Source organism: Achromobacter deleyi (assembly GCF_016127315.1).
In the GTDB taxonomy this organism is placed as follows: Bacteria; Pseudomonadota; Gammaproteobacteria; order Burkholderiales; family Burkholderiaceae_B; genus Achromobacter; species Achromobacter insuavis_A.
Window position 1 is genome coordinate 1,594,042 of record NZ_CP065997.1, and the last position, 15,843, is coordinate 1,609,884.

Here is a 15,843-nt window from a genome sequence, read left to right on the forward strand (position 1 = left end):
CGGCCTCCTATTTCTTCAGGCGCACCACCGCCTGGCGCGACTCATCGGTCTGCGGCAGCGACGCCAGCTCGCCCAGCGTCAGCGGCTTGGTCGGGAAGCGCAGGCGGTAATAGCCCACCTCCGGCACCGGCACGCCGCGTTCCTCGGCGATGATCTCCGAGACCGTCAGGCCACAGAAGCGGCCCTGGCACGGCCCCATGCCGCAGCGCAGGAAGGCCTTCATCTGGTTCGGGCCGCTGCAACCGAGCTTGACGGTGTCACGCACCTGCGCGGCGGTCACTTCCTCGCAGCGGCAGACGATGGTGTCGCCGGTGGGGCGGCGGAAGTTCTCGGGCGCCTTGTACAGGACATCGAAGAACTCGCGTCCGCGCACCGCCCGCGCCAGCGCGGCGCGCGGCGCGGCGGCTTCGCTGTCGCGCCGCGCCGCGTCGATGCGGCCCAGCAGGTGCGCCGCCTGCAGCGCCGCCAGCCGGCCGCGCTGTTCGGCCGCCAGCGCGCCGGCGATGCCGGCGCCGTCGCCCGCCATGCCAACGCCGTCCACCGAAGTCAGGCCCCAGTCGTCCACATCCGGCTCCCAGCAATCCAGCGCCGCATTCCAGCGATGCTCGGCGCCGATGGCGCGCGACAGGTTGACGTTGGGCACCACGCCCTGGTGCAGCATCAGCTGCTGCGCCGGCAGGGTCCTGGTGTCTCCCGCCGCGGTGGTGTAGCGCACGCTTTCGAGCTTGTCCTGGCCCAATGCCTCCAGCGCCGTCACGCCCTTGACGATGGGTATCGCCGCCTTGACCGCGCGCAGCAGCGACAGCCCCTTGCCCAGATAGGGCGAGCGCAGGAAGTCCCAGACCTTGGGCAGGGCCTGGCGCAGGCGGTCGGGCGGGGTGGTTTCGAGCAGCGCGTCGATCTTGACGCCGGCATTCAGGTACTGCCAGGCCACCAGGTACAGCAGCGGGCCGCAGCCCGCCAGCACCGTGCGGTCGGCCGGCACCATGCCGGCGGATTTCAGCAGGATCTGCGCGGCGCCGGCGGTGATCACGCCGGGCAGGGTCCAGCCGGGAATCGGGAATGGCCGCTCCTGCGCGCCGGTGGCCAGCAGCAGGCGCCGCGCATGCAGGATGCGCGCTTCGCCGCCGACCGAATACGCCACCTCGAAGCCGCGCTGCGGCTCGGGCGCGGTGCGCTCGGCCACCGCCCATACGGTCGCGCCCGGCACATACAGCGCGCCCGATTGCCTGAACGGCTCGACCAGCGAGGCGCCGTGCCAATAGTCCGGCCCCAGCACGGCGCGGTCGATGACCGGCGTGGTGGTGATGGCGCGGTAGATCTGTCCGCCCGGCGCGGCCTGCTCATCCAGCAGCACCGTGTCCACGCCCAGGCGCGCGGCCGTGGTGGCCGCGGCCAGCCCGGCGGGACCCGCGCCCACCACCAGCAAATCGCATTGCGTCGTCTCGATCATGCCTGCACCTTGCGCGCGCCCAGCTGGCGCTCGATCTTCATGCCATCGCGCACGGCCGTCATGCAGCCCTGCTGGTTGGCCTGGCCGTCGATCGTGACCAGGCAGTCGTAGCACACGCCCATCATGCAATAGGGCCCGCGCGGCACCTCGCCCACCGCGGTATCGCGACAGGCCTGCATGCCACCGGCGAACAGCGCCGCAGCCACGCTGTCTCCGGCGCGGCACTGCAGCTCGGCGCCGTTCACCCTCACCCGCACCGGCGCGCCCTGCGCCTGGCGCTGCGCCTCGTCAAGCCTCTTGAACATGGAACCTCCGGGTCGAGAAGGGCGCCATGTCGCCGGCCAACTGGCCGGCGGCGATCATGGGCGCCAGTTTGAGCGCGTGCGCAGCGGCCAGGGTGACGCCACTGTGACAGGTGGCGACGAAGGCGCCGGGGCACGTCTCGGATTGTTGATAGATGGGGAAACCGTCCTTGGACATCACGCGCAGCGCCGCCCAACTGCGCACCACCCGCACCTCGCGCAAGGCGGGCAGGGTGCGCACGGCGCGGTCGGCCAGCGTGCCCAGGATCGGCAGGCCCACCTGGTTGTCCACATAGCCGGCCTCTTCCTGCGAGTCGCCGATCAGCCAGGTGCCTTCGTCGGTCTGGCGCAGCGTCGACAGCGGCGTTTCCAGCAGGCGGCGAGTGCGTTCCAGCACCACGATCTGGCCGCGCTGCGGCCGCACCGGCACCGCCAGGCCGACCTGTTCGCCCAGCGCCTTGTTCGACAGCCCGCCGGCCAGCACCAGCTTGCGCGCCCGCACCGTGCCGTCGGGCGTGGTGACCTCGAACACGCCGTCGCGCTGCCGGATCTGCTGCGCCGGACAGCGCGGCAGGTAATCCACCGCCCGCTGTGCAAAACTCATGTGCAGCGCCCGCAGCAACTTGAGCGGATTGGCGATGCCGTCCACCGGCGTCCAGGTGGCGCCGCGCACTTCCGGGCCGATGCCCGGCACCATGTCGGCCACCTCGTGGCGATCCAGCATTTTCCAGTCGTACTGCGCCATGCCGGGCTGCGCCAGCAGCGTGCGCATGAAGGTGGCGCGCGCTTCCATTTCCTCGTCGCTCAGGAGCGCGTGCAGGCCGCCGCGCTGCTCCAGGTGCACGTCCACACCGGTCTGTTCCAGCAGCTCGGCCGCCAGTTGCGGCCAGGCGCCGGCCGAAGTCATGGTCCACACGCCATAGCGCGGCAGGCCCATGCCCTTGCTCTGCACCCAGACCAGGCCGAAGTTGCCGCGCGAGGCGCGATAGGCCACGTCGCCTTCGTCCAGTACCGCGACGTGCTCCAGCTCGCGCCGCAGCCCGTAGGCCACGGCCGAGCCAACCAGGCCGCCGCCGATCACCACGGCGTCGTGGATGCCGCGATGCCTCGACACGCGCGGCGCCCCTTGTGTTTCGTCCGTCATTAGCGTCCCTTTCCGACAAACAGCTTTTCCAGGCCGACCAGGCGGTCCAGGATGAAGATGGCGATGATGGTCACGTAGATCAGCACGGCCGACACGGCCGTCACCAGCGGATCGATGGTGTCTTCGATGTGCAGGAAGATGCGCACCGGCAGCGTGGTGGTGGACGGCGAGGCGATGAAGATCGACATGGTCAGTTCGTCGAAGCTGGTGATGAAGGCGATCACCCAGCCGCTGACCACGCCCGGCAGCAGCAGCGGCAGCACCACGCGCCGGAACGCGGTCCAGTTGGACGCGCCCAGCGACTGCGCCGCGCGCTCCAGCGCCGGGTCGATGCCGGTGGCCGATGCCAGCACCAGCCGCAGCGCATACGGCATCACCAGGATCACGTGCGCCACCACCAACCCCACGTAAGTGCCGGCCAGGTCCACCGTGGTGAAGAACTTCAGGAACGCCAGCCCCAGCACCACGTGCGGAATCATCAGCGGCGACAGGAAGAACGCCACCAACGCCTCGCGGCCGCGAAAACGGTTGCGCGCCAGCGCCAGCGCGCTCGGCACCGCCAGCCCGATCGCCAGCGTCGCCGACAGCGTGCCCAGCCCCAGGCTGAACCAGAACGCCTCGATGAAGCGCGGGTTGTCCAGGATGGCGCGGAACCAGCGCAGCGACAGGCCGCCGCTGGGCAGCGAGATGAAGCCTTCCGAGGTGAACGCCACCGCGCACACCATGACGATGGGCGCCAGGATGAACAGGATGAAGAGCGTGTGGAACAGCAGGCCGATGGGGCCGTTGCGGAAGTTCATGTCAGGCCCCCGACGGATTGAAGACCGCGCCATAGCGGCGCTCGATCAACCGGTTGGCCGACAGCAGCACCACCACCGTCGCCAGCAGCAGCACCACCGCCAGCGCCGCGCCCAACGGCCAGTTCAGCGTGTTGAGGAACTCGTCGTAGGCGGCGGTGGCCACGTTCTTCAGGCGCCGGCCGCCGATGATGGCGGGCGTGGCGAAGGAACTGGCGGCCATCGCGAACACCATGATCGAGCCCGACAGGATGCCCGGCATGACCTGCGGCACGATCACGCGCCGGATCACGGTGAACTGGCTGGCGCCCAGCGACAGCGCGGCGGCCTCGGTCGACGGATTGATCCGCTGCAGCGACGCCCACACCGAGATCACCATGAACGGCACCAGCACGTGCGTCAACGCGATTCCCACGCCCAGGTTGCTGTACATCAGGTCGATCGACGAGGACACCAGGCCGATGCCCATCAGCACCTTGTTGATGAGGCCGGTGGACCCGAACAGCAGCGCCCAGCCCAGCGTGCGCACCACCACCGAGATCAGCAGCGGCCCCAGCACCACCATCAGGAACAGGCCCTTCCACGGATTGGCCATGCGCGACAGCACGTAGGCCTCGGCCGTGCCCAGCACCAGGCAGGCCAGCGTCACCAGCGCCGCCACGCCGAAGGTGCGGGCGTAGATCTCGTAGTAATAGCCGTCGCCCAGGATCTCGAGGTAGTTCTTCCAGGTGAAGGTGGCCTGCATGCCGCCGTAGAACTGGAAGTCGAAGAAACTGATCAGCAGCACCAGCGCCATCGGCACCACCAGGAAGGTGGCGTAGACGGCCAGCGCCGGCGCGCTCAGCAGCCAGGGGTTGGCGCGCGCGCTCATTTGCCCGGCTCCTGGCCGGCCACCGCGCACATGTCCTGCGCGCGCCAGCGCAGGTGCACCGTGGCGCCCTCGGCGGGCACCGGCACGCCGTCGTTCTGGCGGATCACCATGACTTCGCCGACCGAGGTCTCGACCTGGCACAGCCAGTGGTTGCCCTGGAACACGCGCGTCTTCATACGGCCGGGCAGGGCACAGGCGCCGGCCTCGGCGAACAGGATCTTTTCGGGCCGCACGATCACCGCGCCTTGCGGCACCGGCTGGCCGTCCATCGGGATATGCGCCTCGCCGACGCATGCGCGCACCTCGCCCGCATACGGCTGCGGCGTAGGCGTGAACACATTGGCCTTGCCCAGGAAGCCGCCAACGAAGCGGTTGGACGGCCCCTCATACGCGGCGAACGGCTCGGCCACCTGCTCGACCCGCCCCTGGTTCATCACCACGATGCGATCGGACAGCGCCAGCGCCTCGGACTGGTCGTGCGTCACCAGGATGGTGGTGGTGCCGACGGTGCGCTGGATGCTGCGCAGTTCCAGCTGCATTTCCTCGCGCAGCTTGGCGTCCAGGTTCGACAGCGGTTCGTCCAGCAGCAGCACGCTGGGGCGGATGACCAGCGCCCGCGCCAGCGCCACGCGCTGCTGCTGGCCGCCCGACATGCGCGCCGGGTGGCGGTCGGCCAGGTGCGACAGGCCCACCAGCTTGAGCGCATCGGCCACCCGCGCCTGCCGTTCCTCCTTGCCGACCCGCTGCATCTCCAGGCCGAACGACACGTTCTCGGCCGCGGTCATGTGCGGGAACAACGCGTAGTTCTGGAACACCATGCCCAGCCCGCGTTTGTTGGCGGGCGTGCGGCTGACGTCCCTGCCGTCCAGCACGATGCTGCCGCCGCTGGGCTCGACGAAGCCGGCGATCATCTGCAGCGTGGTGGTCTTGCCGCAGCCCGACGGCCCCAGCAGCGAAATGAACTCGCCGCGTTCGACCGACAGGCTCAGGTCCTCGACCGCCGTCAGGTCGCCGTAGCGCTTGGACAAGCGGTTCAGTACGAGATAACTCATGGATGCTCCCGCTGGCGGCGCGCCCGCGCCGCCGTTGCGTGCTGGTGTACGAACCTCAGCGCTCGATTTCACGCGTCCAGCGCTTGTTCCAGTCGTCCCGGTTCTGGTTGACGGTGTCCCAGTCGATCACGATCAGGTCGGCGGCGCGCTTGCCGATCGGCAGCGGCACGCGCGGATCGTCGGCCACCTTGGCCTGCTTGTTGACCGGGCCGTAGCCATAGGCGGTGGCCAGCTGCTCCTGCACCTTGGGGCTGACCAGGTAGTTGACGAAGGCCTGCGCCAGCGGATTGGCGTTGGCCTTGGCCACCGGACACACCGACGACAGCAGCGCGTAGGCGCCCTCCTGCGGATAGACGAAACCCACCGGGAAGCCGGTGTCGGCGAAGGCCTTGACGCGGCCGCTGCCCCACACCGCGATGGTGGCCTGGCCGCTGGAGAACAGTTCGGTCATCTTGCCGGGCGACGGCTCGTAGACCAGCACGTTGGGGCCGACCTCGTCCTTGAAGGTCTTGAAGCCGGCGTCGATCTTCTTCTCGCCGCCGCCGCCCTCGCGGGCGTACTCGACCAGCGCGTGCAGGCCGTAGGTGTTGTTCAGCGGCGGCACCACCAGCTGCTTCTTGTACTTGGGATCCTTCAGGTCCTTCCAGGAGGTGGGCGCGGCCCACTTGCGCTCGTCGAAGACCTTCTTGTTGTACATGATGCCGGTGGCGACGATGCCGATGGCCACCGCCTTGTCGTCCTTGTAGCGCGCGGTGCCGTAGATGTCGTCGGCCGGCAGGCCCTGGATCGGCGCGCAGAAACCCAGCGCGATGGCCTGGTACATCGGGCCGTCGTCGATGATGGCGACGTCGATCTGCTGATTGCTTTTCTGCGCCTGCAACCGCGCCACCGTGTTGGTGGAGTTGCCGGCCACGTAATCCAGCTCGACGCCGTGCTGCTTGGCGAAGGGCGGGAAGATGTCCTTGCGCATGATGTCTTCGAACGAGCCGCCGTAGCCGGCCACCACCAATTTCTGCTGCGCCTGCGCCGTGGCGCACACACCGACGGCCACTGTGGCCGCCGCCAGGACTGCGAGTACCTTGCCCATGAAAACCCCCGTTTATTGGAAGAGAACTGCAAGAACTGCCGGTGCTGCCTGAATCCGGGGGTGGACCCGCCGCTGCGAAAAAAACACGGCCCCGCTTGCCCCGCGACCTCATGTCCGCCGTACAATTTGTCCGTACATGAATGTCCGGACAAATAATGGCGCTGCGAAGACGGCCTTGTCAATCGGTTATTGTCCGTACAAACCCCGATAGAACGAGAAAAGGAGCCACCCCATGACCCGATCCTCCGAACGCGCGCCCGACCCGGCCGCCGCGCGCGAGGCCCGCGGCCAGGCCACGGGGCCGGACGACGAGGCCGGCGGCCCGCGCTACAAAAGCATCTACCAGCAGCTGGCGCGGGACATCGGCGCCGGCCGCTATCCGGTCATGACCTTGCTGCCGACCGAGCACGCGCTGTGCGACCAGTTCGGCGCCAGCCGCCACACCATCCGCGAAGCCATCCGCATGCTGACGGTGGCCGGCATGGTGTCGCGCCGCCCGGGGGTGGGCACGCGCGTCGAAACCGCCCACGCCAGCACGCGCTTCACGCAACGCATCTCGCAGTTTCCGGACCTGCTGCAGTACGCGCGCAATGCCGCGCTGCTGGTACAGGACGTGCGCACGGTCAAGCTCACCAGGCGGCTGGCCGAGACCCTGGGCGCCGAGCCCGGCCAGCCGTGGCTGCACATCAACTCCATCAAGACGCTGGGCGACCAGGACACGCCGGTGGCGTGCACGCTGATCTACGCCGATCCGGCGCATTCCGACCTGCGCGCCGACATCCAGCCGCGCATCTCGCTGCTGCGGCTGATCGAGGACCACTTCGGCAACCGCATCCACGAGGTCAACCAGGAGTTCTCGGCCACGCCCATCGCGGCCGCCATCGCCAGGCAGCTCCAGGTCGAGCCGCAGACGGCGGGCTTTGTCATCACCCGCCGCTACTACGGCGGCGGCGGGGTGCTGCTGCTGGCCACCATCACCACCTTCCCGCACGACAAGATGAAGTACTCGATGTCGCTCAACGTGGCGTAGCGGCCTCGTAGCCGTAGGCGGCGCGCGCCGCCGCGGCGCTGATCTTGCCGTCGGCCAGGTCGCGCTCGATGCGGGCGCGCGAACGCTCGGCCGGCGCGCCATAGCCGCCGGCGCCCGGGGTTTCGATGCGCACGCTCTCGCCCGGCGCCAGCGCGATGTTGGCAGTCTTGGAGAACAGCTCTTCCTCGGCCGGGGTGCCGAAGTTGCGCACCAGCCGCGCGCGCCGGCCATCGGCGCCGCCATCGACGCCGGCGGCCACGCCCACGGTGTGGCTGTCCGAGCGCGCCGAGAACACGATGCCCGGTCCGACCGCGCGGATCTGCTTGGCGATGCCCATGCCGCCGCGGGTGCGGCCGGCGCCGCCGGAGTCCTGGATCATGGCGTACTCGTCCATCAGCAGCGGGTACTCGTTCTCCAGCGCTTCCACCGGCAGGTTGGAGGTATTGGTCATGTGCACGTGCACCGCGTCCATGCCGTCGCTGTCATGGCGCGCGCCGGCGCCGCCGCCCAGCGTTTCCAGGTAGACGAAGTGGCCGGCGCGCTCGCGCCAGCGGCCCGAGAACACGATGGCCGGGCAGCAGTCGTTGCTGGACGCCATGGTCTTTTCCGCCGGCAGCAGGCCGCGGAACGCGCCGAAGATGGCGCCCGCCACTTTCTGCGCGGTGATCGAGCGCGCGCCCACCGCCGCCGGATGTTCGGGGTTGGTGATGGTGCCCACCGGCGCCGATACACTGATCGGGTCGAACAGGCCGGCGTTGGGCGCCAGGTCCGGATCCAGCAGCGCCTTGACCGCGTAGTACACGCAGGCCCGCAGTGCGTTGAACGGCAGGTTCATGGCTCCGCGCGCCTGCTTGCCGGAGCCCTCGAAATCGAAATGCAGCCGGTCGCGGCTGACCGTCAGCGTCACCTGGATCGGCACCGGATCACCGCCCATGCCGTCATCGTCCAGATCGCTGCGGAAGGTGTAGCTGCCCTGCGCCAGTTCGCCGATGCGGTTGAGCAGGCGGCGGCGGGTATAGGTGATGACGTCGTCCGCCGAGCGCAGCACCGCGGCCAGGCCCATCTGCCGGATCAGGCCCTGCACCGCGGCCGCGCCGCGGCGGTTGGTGGCCATCTGCACGCGCAGGTCCAGCACCCGTTCCTCCGGGTCGCGGGTGTTGGCGCAGATCAGGCGCAGCATGTCCTCGTCCACTTCGCCGGCGCGCGCGATGCGGCAGGCGGGGATGCGGATGCCTTCCTCGAAGATCGACTTCAGGCCGCCGGCGATCGAGCCGGGCACCGCGCCGCCCACATCCGAATGGTGGGCGATGTTGGCGGCGAAGAAACGCAACGTGCCTTCCCAGAACACCGGCGTGACGATGTTGATGTCGGGCAGGTGGCTGCCGTCGGCCAGGTAGGGGTCATTGCAGATGAACACGTCGCCGTCGCGGATCTCGTCGGCCGCGAACGTGCGCAGGATCGCGCCCATGGCGCCGTCCAGCGAGCCCAGGTGCAGCGGAATCTGCGTGCCCTGCGCCACCAGCCGGCCGGCGGCGTCGAACAGCGCCACCGAGCAGTCCTTGCGTTCCTTGATGTTGGTGGAGAACGAGGCCCGCACCAGCGTGTTGTTCATGTCTTCGGTGATCGACAGCAGGCGGTTGCAGAACACCTCCATGCCGACCGGGTCGGCCAGCGCCACGCCGGTGTCTTGCTGGGCTTGACGGGATTGTTGGGCTTCACGCATGGGAGCCTCCTTGCAAACGGATGATCAGGTTGCCGTACGCGTCGACCTCGACGTCCTGGCCCGCGCCGACCACGGTGGTCGAGCTCATTTCCTCCAGCAGCGCCGGGCCCCTGAAGCGCACGCCGGTGGGCACGCGGTCACGGTCATAGACCGGCGTGTCGAGCCAGCCGTGGCGCTCGCCGAAATAGGCGCGGCGCTCGCCGATGCGGGCGCCGTCCAGCGTGCCATCGACCTGGCGCGGCGCCAGCGGCGCCTTCACCACCTGGCCCACGGCCTGCGTGCGGCAGTTGATGATCTGCACCTTGCGGTCGTCGACGGTGTAGCCGTATTCGCGCTCGTGCGCCTCGGCGAAACGGCGCGCGAATTCGGCGTAGCCGGTCGCGCCGGTGTCGTCCAGCGCCACCTGCACCTCGAAGTTCTGGCCTTCGTAGCGCGCGTCGATGGCGCTGCGGTACAGGCGCAGCGTCGGCTCGACCCGTTCCTCTTCCAGCCAGCGTTCGGCCTGCTCGCGCAGGCTCTCGAAGATGCGCGACACACCGCTCCAGGTGTCGGCGCCGGCCAGCGAAATCTCGCTGCGCACGAAGTCGAACGAGATGTCGCTGAGCAGGATGCCGCGCGCGCACATGGTGCCCGGCTCCTGCGGCACGATCACCGTGGGGATGCCACATTCCTCGGCCACCTCGACCGCGTGCAGCGGCCCCGCGCCGCCGTAGGCATACAGGGCGAACTGCGACAGGTCGTAGCCGCGCTCGGTCGACACGGCGCGGATGGCGCGGCTCATGTTGGCCGCCGCGATGCGCAGGATGCCCTCGGCCGCCGCCTCGCGCGTCAGGCCCAGCGGCCGCGCCACGCGTTCATCGATCACCTGGCGCGCGGCCTCGGCGTGCACCGGCATGCGGCCGTTGAGCAGCGCCACTGGATTCAGGCGCTGCAACGCGATCTCGGCATCGGTGATGGTCGGCTCGGTGCCGCCGCGGCCATAGCCCACCGGCCCCGGCACCGCGCCGGCGCTGTGCGGCCCGACCTTCAGCGCGCCCGCGTCATCGAGCCAGGCGATGCTGCCGCCGCCCGCGCCGATCACGTGGATGTCCACCATCGGCGTCTTCACCGGATAGCCCGCCACCTGGCGATGCGAGGTGAACAGCGGCCGGCCATCGCAGATCAGCGACACGTCGGTGCTGGTGCCGCCGACGTCGAACGTCACCAGGTTCAGGCTGCCGATGGCGCGGCCCACCGCGGCCGCGCCCACCACGCCGGCGGCCGGCCCGGACAGGCAGGTGCGCACCGGATACTGGCGCACGGTGGCGATCGACATCAGGCCGCCGTTGGAATGGATGGTGTGCGGTTCGTGGCCGATATCCAGTTCGCGCACGCGCTGCAGGAAACGTTCCAGGTAGCGCGCCATCTTCGGGCCCACCGCCGCGTTCAGCACGGTGGTCGACAGGCGCTCGTATTCGCGGAATTCCGGCAGCACCTCCGACGACAGGCTGATGTAGGCGTCCGGCATTTCCTCGGCCACGATGCGCGCGGCCTGCTGCTCGTGCGCCGGGTTGCGGTAGGCATGCAGGAAGCAGACCGTGACCGCGTCGATGCCGGCCGCGGCAAAGCGCCGCGCCGCCGCGCGCACCGCGTCCGCATCCAGCGGTGTCAGCACCTCGCCCTGCGCATTGACGCGCTCGCCCACCTCGGCGCGGAACTCGCGCGGCACCGCCACCGGCGGCTTGCCGACGCTGTAGTCGTACAGGTGCGGCCGCGTCTGCCGGCCGATCTCCAGCACGTCGCGAAAGCCCTGCGTGGTGATCAGGCCGACGCGCGCGCCCTTGCGCTCGATGATGAGGTTGGTCGCCACCGTGGTGCCATGGCCCACGTGCGACACCTGCGACGGCGACACGCCATGGTCCCTGAGCATCTGCCCGATGCCGGTGGCGATGGCCTCCGATGGATCCGACGGTGTCGACGGCACCTTGTGAAAATGCACGATGCCTTGATCTTCGTCGATCATCGTGAAGTCGGTAAACGTGCCTCCGACGTCTATCCCTATGCGATACATGCTTGTGCTTCCCTGAAAGAAAAGAAGGGCGCGGCCGCGCTCAGTCCAGCTTGATGCCGGCCTGCTTGACCACGCCGCACCATTTGTCGATTTCGCTCTTGATCATGGTGCCGAAGGCCGGGCCGGCCACGTCCGAGACCTGCGCGCCCTGTTGCTCCAGATAGGTCTTCATGGCGGGCGCGTGCAGCGTCTGCACCAGCGCGTCGGTGAGCTTGGCGCGCAGCGGCTCGGGCAGCTTGGCGGGCGCCAGCATGCCGAACCACACCATGGCCTCGTAGCCCGGATAGCCGGACTCGGCCACCGTCGGCACGTCGGGCAGCATCGGCGAGCGCTGCGGCGAGGTCACCGCCAGCGCCTTGATCTTGCCGTCCTTGATGTAGGGATAGGACGTCATCACCACGTCCATCATCATGTTGATCTGGCCGCCCACCAGGTCAATCAGCGCCGGGCCCGAGCCGCGGTAGGGCACGTGCACCATGGACACGCCGGCCGTGCTCTTGAACAGCTCGGCGGCCAGGTGGTTGGAGGTGCCCTGGCCGTTGGAAGCGAACGAATATTTCTCGGGCTCCTTCTTGAGCAGCGCCACGAACTCCTGCAGGTTGTTGGCCGGCACCGACTTGTTCACCGACATGACGTTGGGAATGGTGGCGACCACGGTCAGCGGCGTGAAATCCTTGAGCGCGTCATAGGGCAGCTTGGTGTATACACAGGGCGCGCTGCCGTGCGTGCTGACCGAGCCCATCAGGATGGTGTAGCCGTCGGCCGGCTGGCGCGCCACGTACTCGGTGCCGACGGTGCCGCCCGCGCCGGGGCGGTTCTCGACGATGACGTTGGCCGACAGGCGCTGGCCCAGGCCCTCGGCGATCTTGCGCGCGATCAGGTCGGTCGAGCCGCCCGCCGCGAACGGCACCACGATGCGAATCACTTTATCCGGCCACTCGGCGCGGGCCGGTAGCGCGGCGGCGGCCAGCGCGGCCGCCCCGAATGCAAGACAGCAACTGCGAATGAACGCTGCGTTCATGACTTCCCCTTGTTGATAGAACTTCCTTGCGGCCCGATCATGGATGTCGGACCTGAGAGGCTTTGCCTCGGGTTCACTGCAACAACGGGAACATCCTAGGCCCGGCGGGCGCGCGCCAGCAGTCCTGGCGGTTTATATTGGTATAGATGCCATTTATAGGTGGGCGGCGGTGAAGAATCCGGACCTGAATCTGCTTCTGCATTTCGACGCGCTGATGGGCTGCCGCAACGTGTCGCGCGCGGCCGAACAGCTGGGCATCAGCCAGCCCGCCATGAGCGCCGCGATGAACCGCCTGCGGCAACTGTTCGGCGATCCGCTGCTGGTGCGCGAGGGCGGCGCGTGGCAGCCGACGCAGCGCGCGCACGAGCTGCACCAGGGCTTTCTGCCGCTGCTGGAAAGCTGGCGCCGCGCCACCCGCACGCGCGAGGTGTTCGACCCGGCGCACTCGGCCCGCAGCCTGTCGTTCTACGCCACCGACTACGTGCAGTACACGCTGCTGCCCAAGCTGATCCCGCGCCTGGCGGTGGACGCGCCGCACTTCCAGCTGCTGATCGTGCCGGCGCGGCCGCAGCACGGCCTGAGCATGCTGGACACCAATCATGTGGAACTGATCGCCGGCTACTTCCCGGACCCGGCGCCGGACCTGCGCACGCGTTTCCTGTACCAGGAACCGGCGGTGTGCATCGTGCGCGAAGGACATCCCTGTCTGCGCAAGCGCTGGAACCTGGATGCCTACCTGAGCTACGGGCACCTGGACCTGGCGGCCCACACGCGCTATTTCAGCAAGGCCATCGACCGCATCCTGATGGGGCAGAACCGCAGCCGCCGCATCGTCGCGACGCTGTCGAGCTACATGGTCTGTCCGTTCATTGTGGAAGCCTCGGACCTGATCGCGACGATGCCCGTTAGCATCGCCAAGGCCATGTCGGGCAGCGCGCGCATCGTGACGCTGAAGGCGCCGCTGAGCCTGCCGGCGATCACGGTGTCGCTGTACTGGCACGAGCGCTACCAGGACGACCCGGCGCACGCGTGGCTGCGACAATACCTGGCGGGCGTGCTGGGGTAGCGGCGGCCCTCGATACCAGGGCCGCCGCGCTCATGCCGCGCACGACGGCGCCGCATTGCGGGCCGTCGCGCGGCATCCGACGCTTATTTCAATGGCATGCAGATGCGCGTCAGCAATTGCGCCGGCGGCGTGGTGCGCGGGTCATTGAGGTACTGCTCGAACATGGGGAAGTCGGCGGGCACCATGCCGCTGCCGGGCAACCATTCCGAGAACATCCAGTTGTAGGGCTTGTCCATCTCGTTGTACGGGCCGGTGTAGGTCAGGATGGCGCAGCGGATGGCGGGAATCTCGAAGCGTTCCAGGTCGTCGCCCAGCTCGGCGTCGGGCGCGACCGACATGCCGGCCATCGAGCGCAGCTGGGCCGGCGCCACCTGCTCGGGATCGTCGAAGTAGACGCCGAAGCCGATGGCCTCGGGACGCGCCAGGCCGCGGCTGGCGGCGAGCATGAAGGCGCGGGTGAAGACCGGGCCGATTTCCTGGTAGCTGCCGTGATGCGGCAGGGCGGCCAGCACGGCGCCGGGAAAGGTTTCGATGGTGATGGGATACATGCCTAGCTCCTTGGGGTCGAAGGGTCGGGAGCGGGTCGCGCGGTAGCGCCCCGGCGAAATGCCGAAGGTCGCGCCGAACGCGCGGTTGAAGGCAGCGTCCGACTCATAGCCGGCGCGCTGCGCGACCTCACGCAAGGAATCCCCGGTGCTGCCCAGCGAAACGGCCGCGCGGTGCATGCGGATGCGTTGCACGGTGGCGTTCACGGTTTCGCCCATCACGGCGCGGTAGACGCGGTGGAAGTGATAGGGCGAGAGGCAAGCCAGGTCGGCCAACCGGTACAGGTCGGGGTCGGCGTCGGGGTGGCTTGCCAGCCAGCGCAGGACGGGGTCCAGGCGCTGGGCGTAGGTGGTGCGCGTTTGGGGTTTCAAGTGCGTGGCTCCTTGGGGAGCAATGTAGGCGGAGGGGGTTTGCAGATTTTGCGGTTTTTTGAGTTGGACCGTTTGATGTTTTGCTGGTGGGGAGTGGGGTTCTTTAGACGCCCGGCACGCCGGGGCGAGGGGATGCGGGGCTACGATTGCGGTCCGGAGCGTCCGCTCCGGACTGCCCCATCCTCATCCTCGTCCGCCTGCGGCTCCCTACGGATTCCGTCGGGCGCATCTACACGCCCCGCATCCCCTCGCCCCGGCGTGCCGGGCTCTTGTTGATTTCACTTCAAGGGCGCTGGCGGGGAAAGCGAGTTTTCCACAGCCCTTGGTTTTTCTGCGCAACGCGCGGGCTGTGGATAAGTACTTTGCTTGGTGCTCAGTAGCCGCGGGCGGGGTCGTAGATGTTGGGCAGCGCCTCGCCGCGTTCGTTGGCGGTGATGAGCCAGGCGGTGTGGCGGGCGCGTTCCTGGCGGTCGGGGATGGCGGCGCAGTGGGGGGTGATGATGATTTGGGGGTGGGTCCAGAGGGGGGACTCGGGGGGCAGGGGCTCGGGGTCGAAGACGTCCAGCAAGGCCTGGTGCAGGTGGCCGCTGTCGAGGGCGTCGAGGACGTCCTGGGTGACCATGTGGGTGCCGCGGCCGGCGTTGATGAGGCTGGCGCCGCGGGGGAGGCGGGCGAAGGTGTCGCGGTTGAGGATGCCGCGGGTGGCTTCGGTGGCGGGGAGCAGGCAGACCAGCAGGTCGGTCCGGGACAGGAATGAGGGGAACTGGTCGGGGCCGGCGTAGGAGGGCAGGCCGTCGGGGAGGGTGCTGGCGCCGCGTGACCAGCCGCTGACGGGGAAGCCGACCTTGGCCAGCAGGCGGGCGGCGGCGATGCCGAGGTGGCCCAGGCCCATGATGCCGACGCGCACGTCGGCGGCCACGCGCAGCGAGTCGTACAGCTCCCAGTGGCGGCGGGCCTGCTGGTCGATGGCGCGCTTGAGGTCGCGGGTCAGCATCAGCGCGCTGGTCAGCACGAACTCGGCCATCTCGGTCTCGGTGCGCGGCGTGACCATGCGGGCGATGCGCAGGTGGCGCGGCCAGGCGGGGTCCGAGACGATGTGGTCGACGCCAGCGCCGGCGCTGATGATCAGTTTCAGGTTGGAGAAGGTGGCCAGGCGGCCGGGGTCGGGCGCCCACACCAGGGCGTAGTCGATCGAGGCGGGGTCGACGTCGTCGTACCAGCTCACGATCTCCAGATCGGGCGCGTGGATTTTGAAGTGGTCGCGCCATTCCTGCATGGCCGATGCGCCGCCAGACCTGATGATGAGCCGCATGCCTCGTTTCCTGCGTTG

14 protein-coding genes are annotated in these 15,843 nt (G+C 68.9%); 2 read left to right on the forward strand and 12 right to left on the reverse strand.

Annotated elements, in window-relative coordinates; all coding sequences use genetic code 11:
- Positions 1-7: 7 nt before the first annotated feature.
- From I6I07_RS07105 to I6I07_RS07135, 7 genes are read right to left on the reverse strand one after another with little or no spacing between them, the layout of a single operon-like run.
- The gene (locus tag I6I07_RS07105) at positions 8-1,453 is read right to left on the reverse strand and encodes an NAD(P)/FAD-dependent oxidoreductase (protein WP_198486138.1); all 1,446 of its coding nucleotides are present in this window, start codon (positions 1,451-1,453) and stop codon (positions 8-10) included.
- Positions 1,450-1,758 carry a (2Fe-2S)-binding protein gene (locus I6I07_RS07110; RefSeq protein ID WP_198486139.1) on the reverse strand — a complete coding sequence of 103 codons (309 nt, stop codon included), beginning with the start codon at positions 1,756-1,758 and terminating at the stop codon, positions 1,450-1,452. Before I6I07_RS07110 ends, I6I07_RS07105 begins: the two co-directional genes overlap by 4 nt.
- The gene (locus I6I07_RS07115; protein ID WP_198486140.1) at positions 1,742-2,899 is read right to left on the reverse strand and encodes an NAD(P)/FAD-dependent oxidoreductase; all 1,158 of its coding nucleotides are present in this window, start codon (positions 2,897-2,899) and stop codon (positions 1,742-1,744) included. The genes I6I07_RS07110 and I6I07_RS07115 overlap by 17 nt, the downstream gene beginning before the upstream one ends.
- Entirely contained in the window at positions 2,899-3,699 is an 801-nt protein-coding gene (locus I6I07_RS07120; protein ID WP_006392172.1) for an ABC transporter permease, read from the reverse strand. Before I6I07_RS07120 ends, I6I07_RS07115 begins: the two co-directional genes overlap by 1 nt.
- Before the next feature lies 1 nt (position 3,700).
- On the reverse strand, positions 3,701-4,567 hold the full coding sequence (locus I6I07_RS07125) for an ABC transporter permease (protein ID WP_198486141.1): 867 nt from the start codon (positions 4,565-4,567) through the stop codon (positions 3,701-3,703).
- The gene (locus tag I6I07_RS07130) at positions 4,564-5,619 is read right to left on the reverse strand and encodes an ABC transporter ATP-binding protein (RefSeq protein WP_198486142.1); all 1,056 of its coding nucleotides are present in this window, start codon (positions 5,617-5,619) and stop codon (positions 4,564-4,566) included. Before I6I07_RS07130 ends, I6I07_RS07125 begins: the two co-directional genes overlap by 4 nt.
- Before the next feature lie 55 nt (positions 5,620-5,674).
- Complete coding sequence (locus I6I07_RS07135; RefSeq protein ID WP_006389500.1) at positions 5,675-6,706, reverse strand: ABC transporter substrate-binding protein; 1,032 nt, start codon at positions 6,704-6,706, stop codon at positions 5,675-5,677.
- Positions 6,707-6,938: 232 nt separating this feature from the next.
- Here I6I07_RS07135 and I6I07_RS07140 point away from each other — a divergent pair, with 232 nt between their 5' ends.
- Positions 6,939-7,736, forward strand: a complete 798-nt coding sequence (locus I6I07_RS07140) for a GntR family transcriptional regulator (protein WP_198486143.1) — start codon at positions 6,939-6,941, stop codon at positions 7,734-7,736.
- Here the strand turns inward: I6I07_RS07140 and I6I07_RS07145 are convergent.
- The 3 genes from I6I07_RS07145 to I6I07_RS07155 are packed head-to-tail and all read right to left on the reverse strand — an operon-like array spanning position 7,723 to position 12,530.
- Positions 7,723-9,459, reverse strand: a complete 1,737-nt coding sequence (locus tag I6I07_RS07145) for a hydantoinase B/oxoprolinase family protein (RefSeq protein ID WP_198486144.1) — start codon at positions 9,457-9,459, stop codon at positions 7,723-7,725. The genes I6I07_RS07140 and I6I07_RS07145 overlap by 14 nt on opposite strands.
- Positions 9,452-11,509 (reverse strand): hydantoinase/oxoprolinase family protein, encoded by a 2,058-nt coding sequence (locus I6I07_RS07150; RefSeq protein ID WP_198486145.1) that lies wholly within the window; start codon positions 11,507-11,509, stop codon positions 9,452-9,454. The genes I6I07_RS07145 and I6I07_RS07150 overlap by 8 nt, the downstream gene beginning before the upstream one ends.
- Positions 11,510-11,549: 40 nt before the next feature.
- Positions 11,550-12,530 (reverse strand): Bug family tripartite tricarboxylate transporter substrate binding protein, encoded by a 981-nt coding sequence (locus I6I07_RS07155; protein ID WP_035359812.1) that lies wholly within the window; start codon positions 12,528-12,530, stop codon positions 11,550-11,552.
- Between the two features lie 169 nt (positions 12,531-12,699).
- Here I6I07_RS07155 and I6I07_RS07160 point away from each other — a divergent pair, with 169 nt between their 5' ends.
- On the forward strand, positions 12,700-13,596 hold the full coding sequence (locus I6I07_RS07160) for a LysR family transcriptional regulator (protein WP_225856519.1): 897 nt from the start codon (positions 12,700-12,702) through the stop codon (positions 13,594-13,596).
- Between the two features lie 83 nt (positions 13,597-13,679).
- Here I6I07_RS07160 and I6I07_RS07165 read toward each other — a convergent pair whose 3' ends face one another.
- Entirely contained in the window at positions 13,680-14,513 is an 834-nt protein-coding gene (locus I6I07_RS07165) for an AraC family transcriptional regulator (RefSeq protein WP_198486146.1), read from the reverse strand.
- 373 nt (positions 14,514-14,886) lie between these two features.
- Positions 14,887-15,825 (reverse strand): 2-hydroxyacid dehydrogenase, encoded by a 939-nt coding sequence (locus I6I07_RS07170; RefSeq protein WP_198486147.1) that lies wholly within the window; start codon positions 15,823-15,825, stop codon positions 14,887-14,889.
- Between the last annotated feature and the right edge of the window lie 18 nt (positions 15,826-15,843).

What these genes read in the sequence shown, in the direction of transcription:
- I6I07_RS07155 (WP_035359812.1), bottom strand. Translation starts at nt 12,530, where the DNA reads ATGAACGCAGCGTTCATTCGCAGTTGCTGTCTTGCATTCGGGGCGGCC.
- I6I07_RS07140 (WP_198486143.1), top strand. Translation starts at nt 6,939, where the DNA reads ATGACCCGATCCTCCGAACGCGCGCCCGACCCGGCCGCCGCGCGCGAG.
- I6I07_RS07130 (WP_198486142.1), bottom strand. Translation starts at nt 5,619, where the DNA reads ATGAGTTATCTCGTACTGAACCGCTTGTCCAAGCGCTACGGCGACCTG.
- I6I07_RS07145 (WP_198486144.1), bottom strand. Translation starts at nt 9,459, where the DNA reads ATGCGTGAAGCCCAACAATCCCGTCAAGCCCAGCAAGACACCGGCGTG.
- I6I07_RS07135 (WP_006389500.1), bottom strand. Translation starts at nt 6,706, where the DNA reads ATGGGCAAGGTACTCGCAGTCCTGGCGGCGGCCACAGTGGCCGTCGGT.
- I6I07_RS07115 (WP_198486140.1), bottom strand. Translation starts at nt 2,899, where the DNA reads ATGACGGACGAAACACAAGGGGCGCCGCGCGTGTCGAGGCATCGCGGC.
- I6I07_RS07170 (WP_198486147.1), bottom strand. Translation starts at nt 15,825, where the DNA reads ATGCGGCTCATCATCAGGTCTGGCGGCGCATCGGCCATGCAGGAATGG.
- I6I07_RS07110 (WP_198486139.1), bottom strand. Translation starts at nt 1,758, where the DNA reads ATGTTCAAGAGGCTTGACGAGGCGCAGCGCCAGGCGCAGGGCGCGCCG.
- I6I07_RS07125 (WP_198486141.1), bottom strand. Translation starts at nt 4,567, where the DNA reads ATGAGCGCGCGCGCCAACCCCTGGCTGCTGAGCGCGCCGGCGCTGGCC.
- I6I07_RS07120 (WP_006392172.1), bottom strand. Translation starts at nt 3,699, where the DNA reads ATGAACTTCCGCAACGGCCCCATCGGCCTGCTGTTCCACACGCTCTTC.
- I6I07_RS07150 (WP_198486145.1), bottom strand. Translation starts at nt 11,509, where the DNA reads ATGTATCGCATAGGGATAGACGTCGGAGGCACGTTTACCGACTTCACG.
- I6I07_RS07105 (WP_198486138.1), bottom strand. Translation starts at nt 1,453, where the DNA reads ATGATCGAGACGACGCAATGCGATTTGCTGGTGGTGGGCGCGGGTCCC.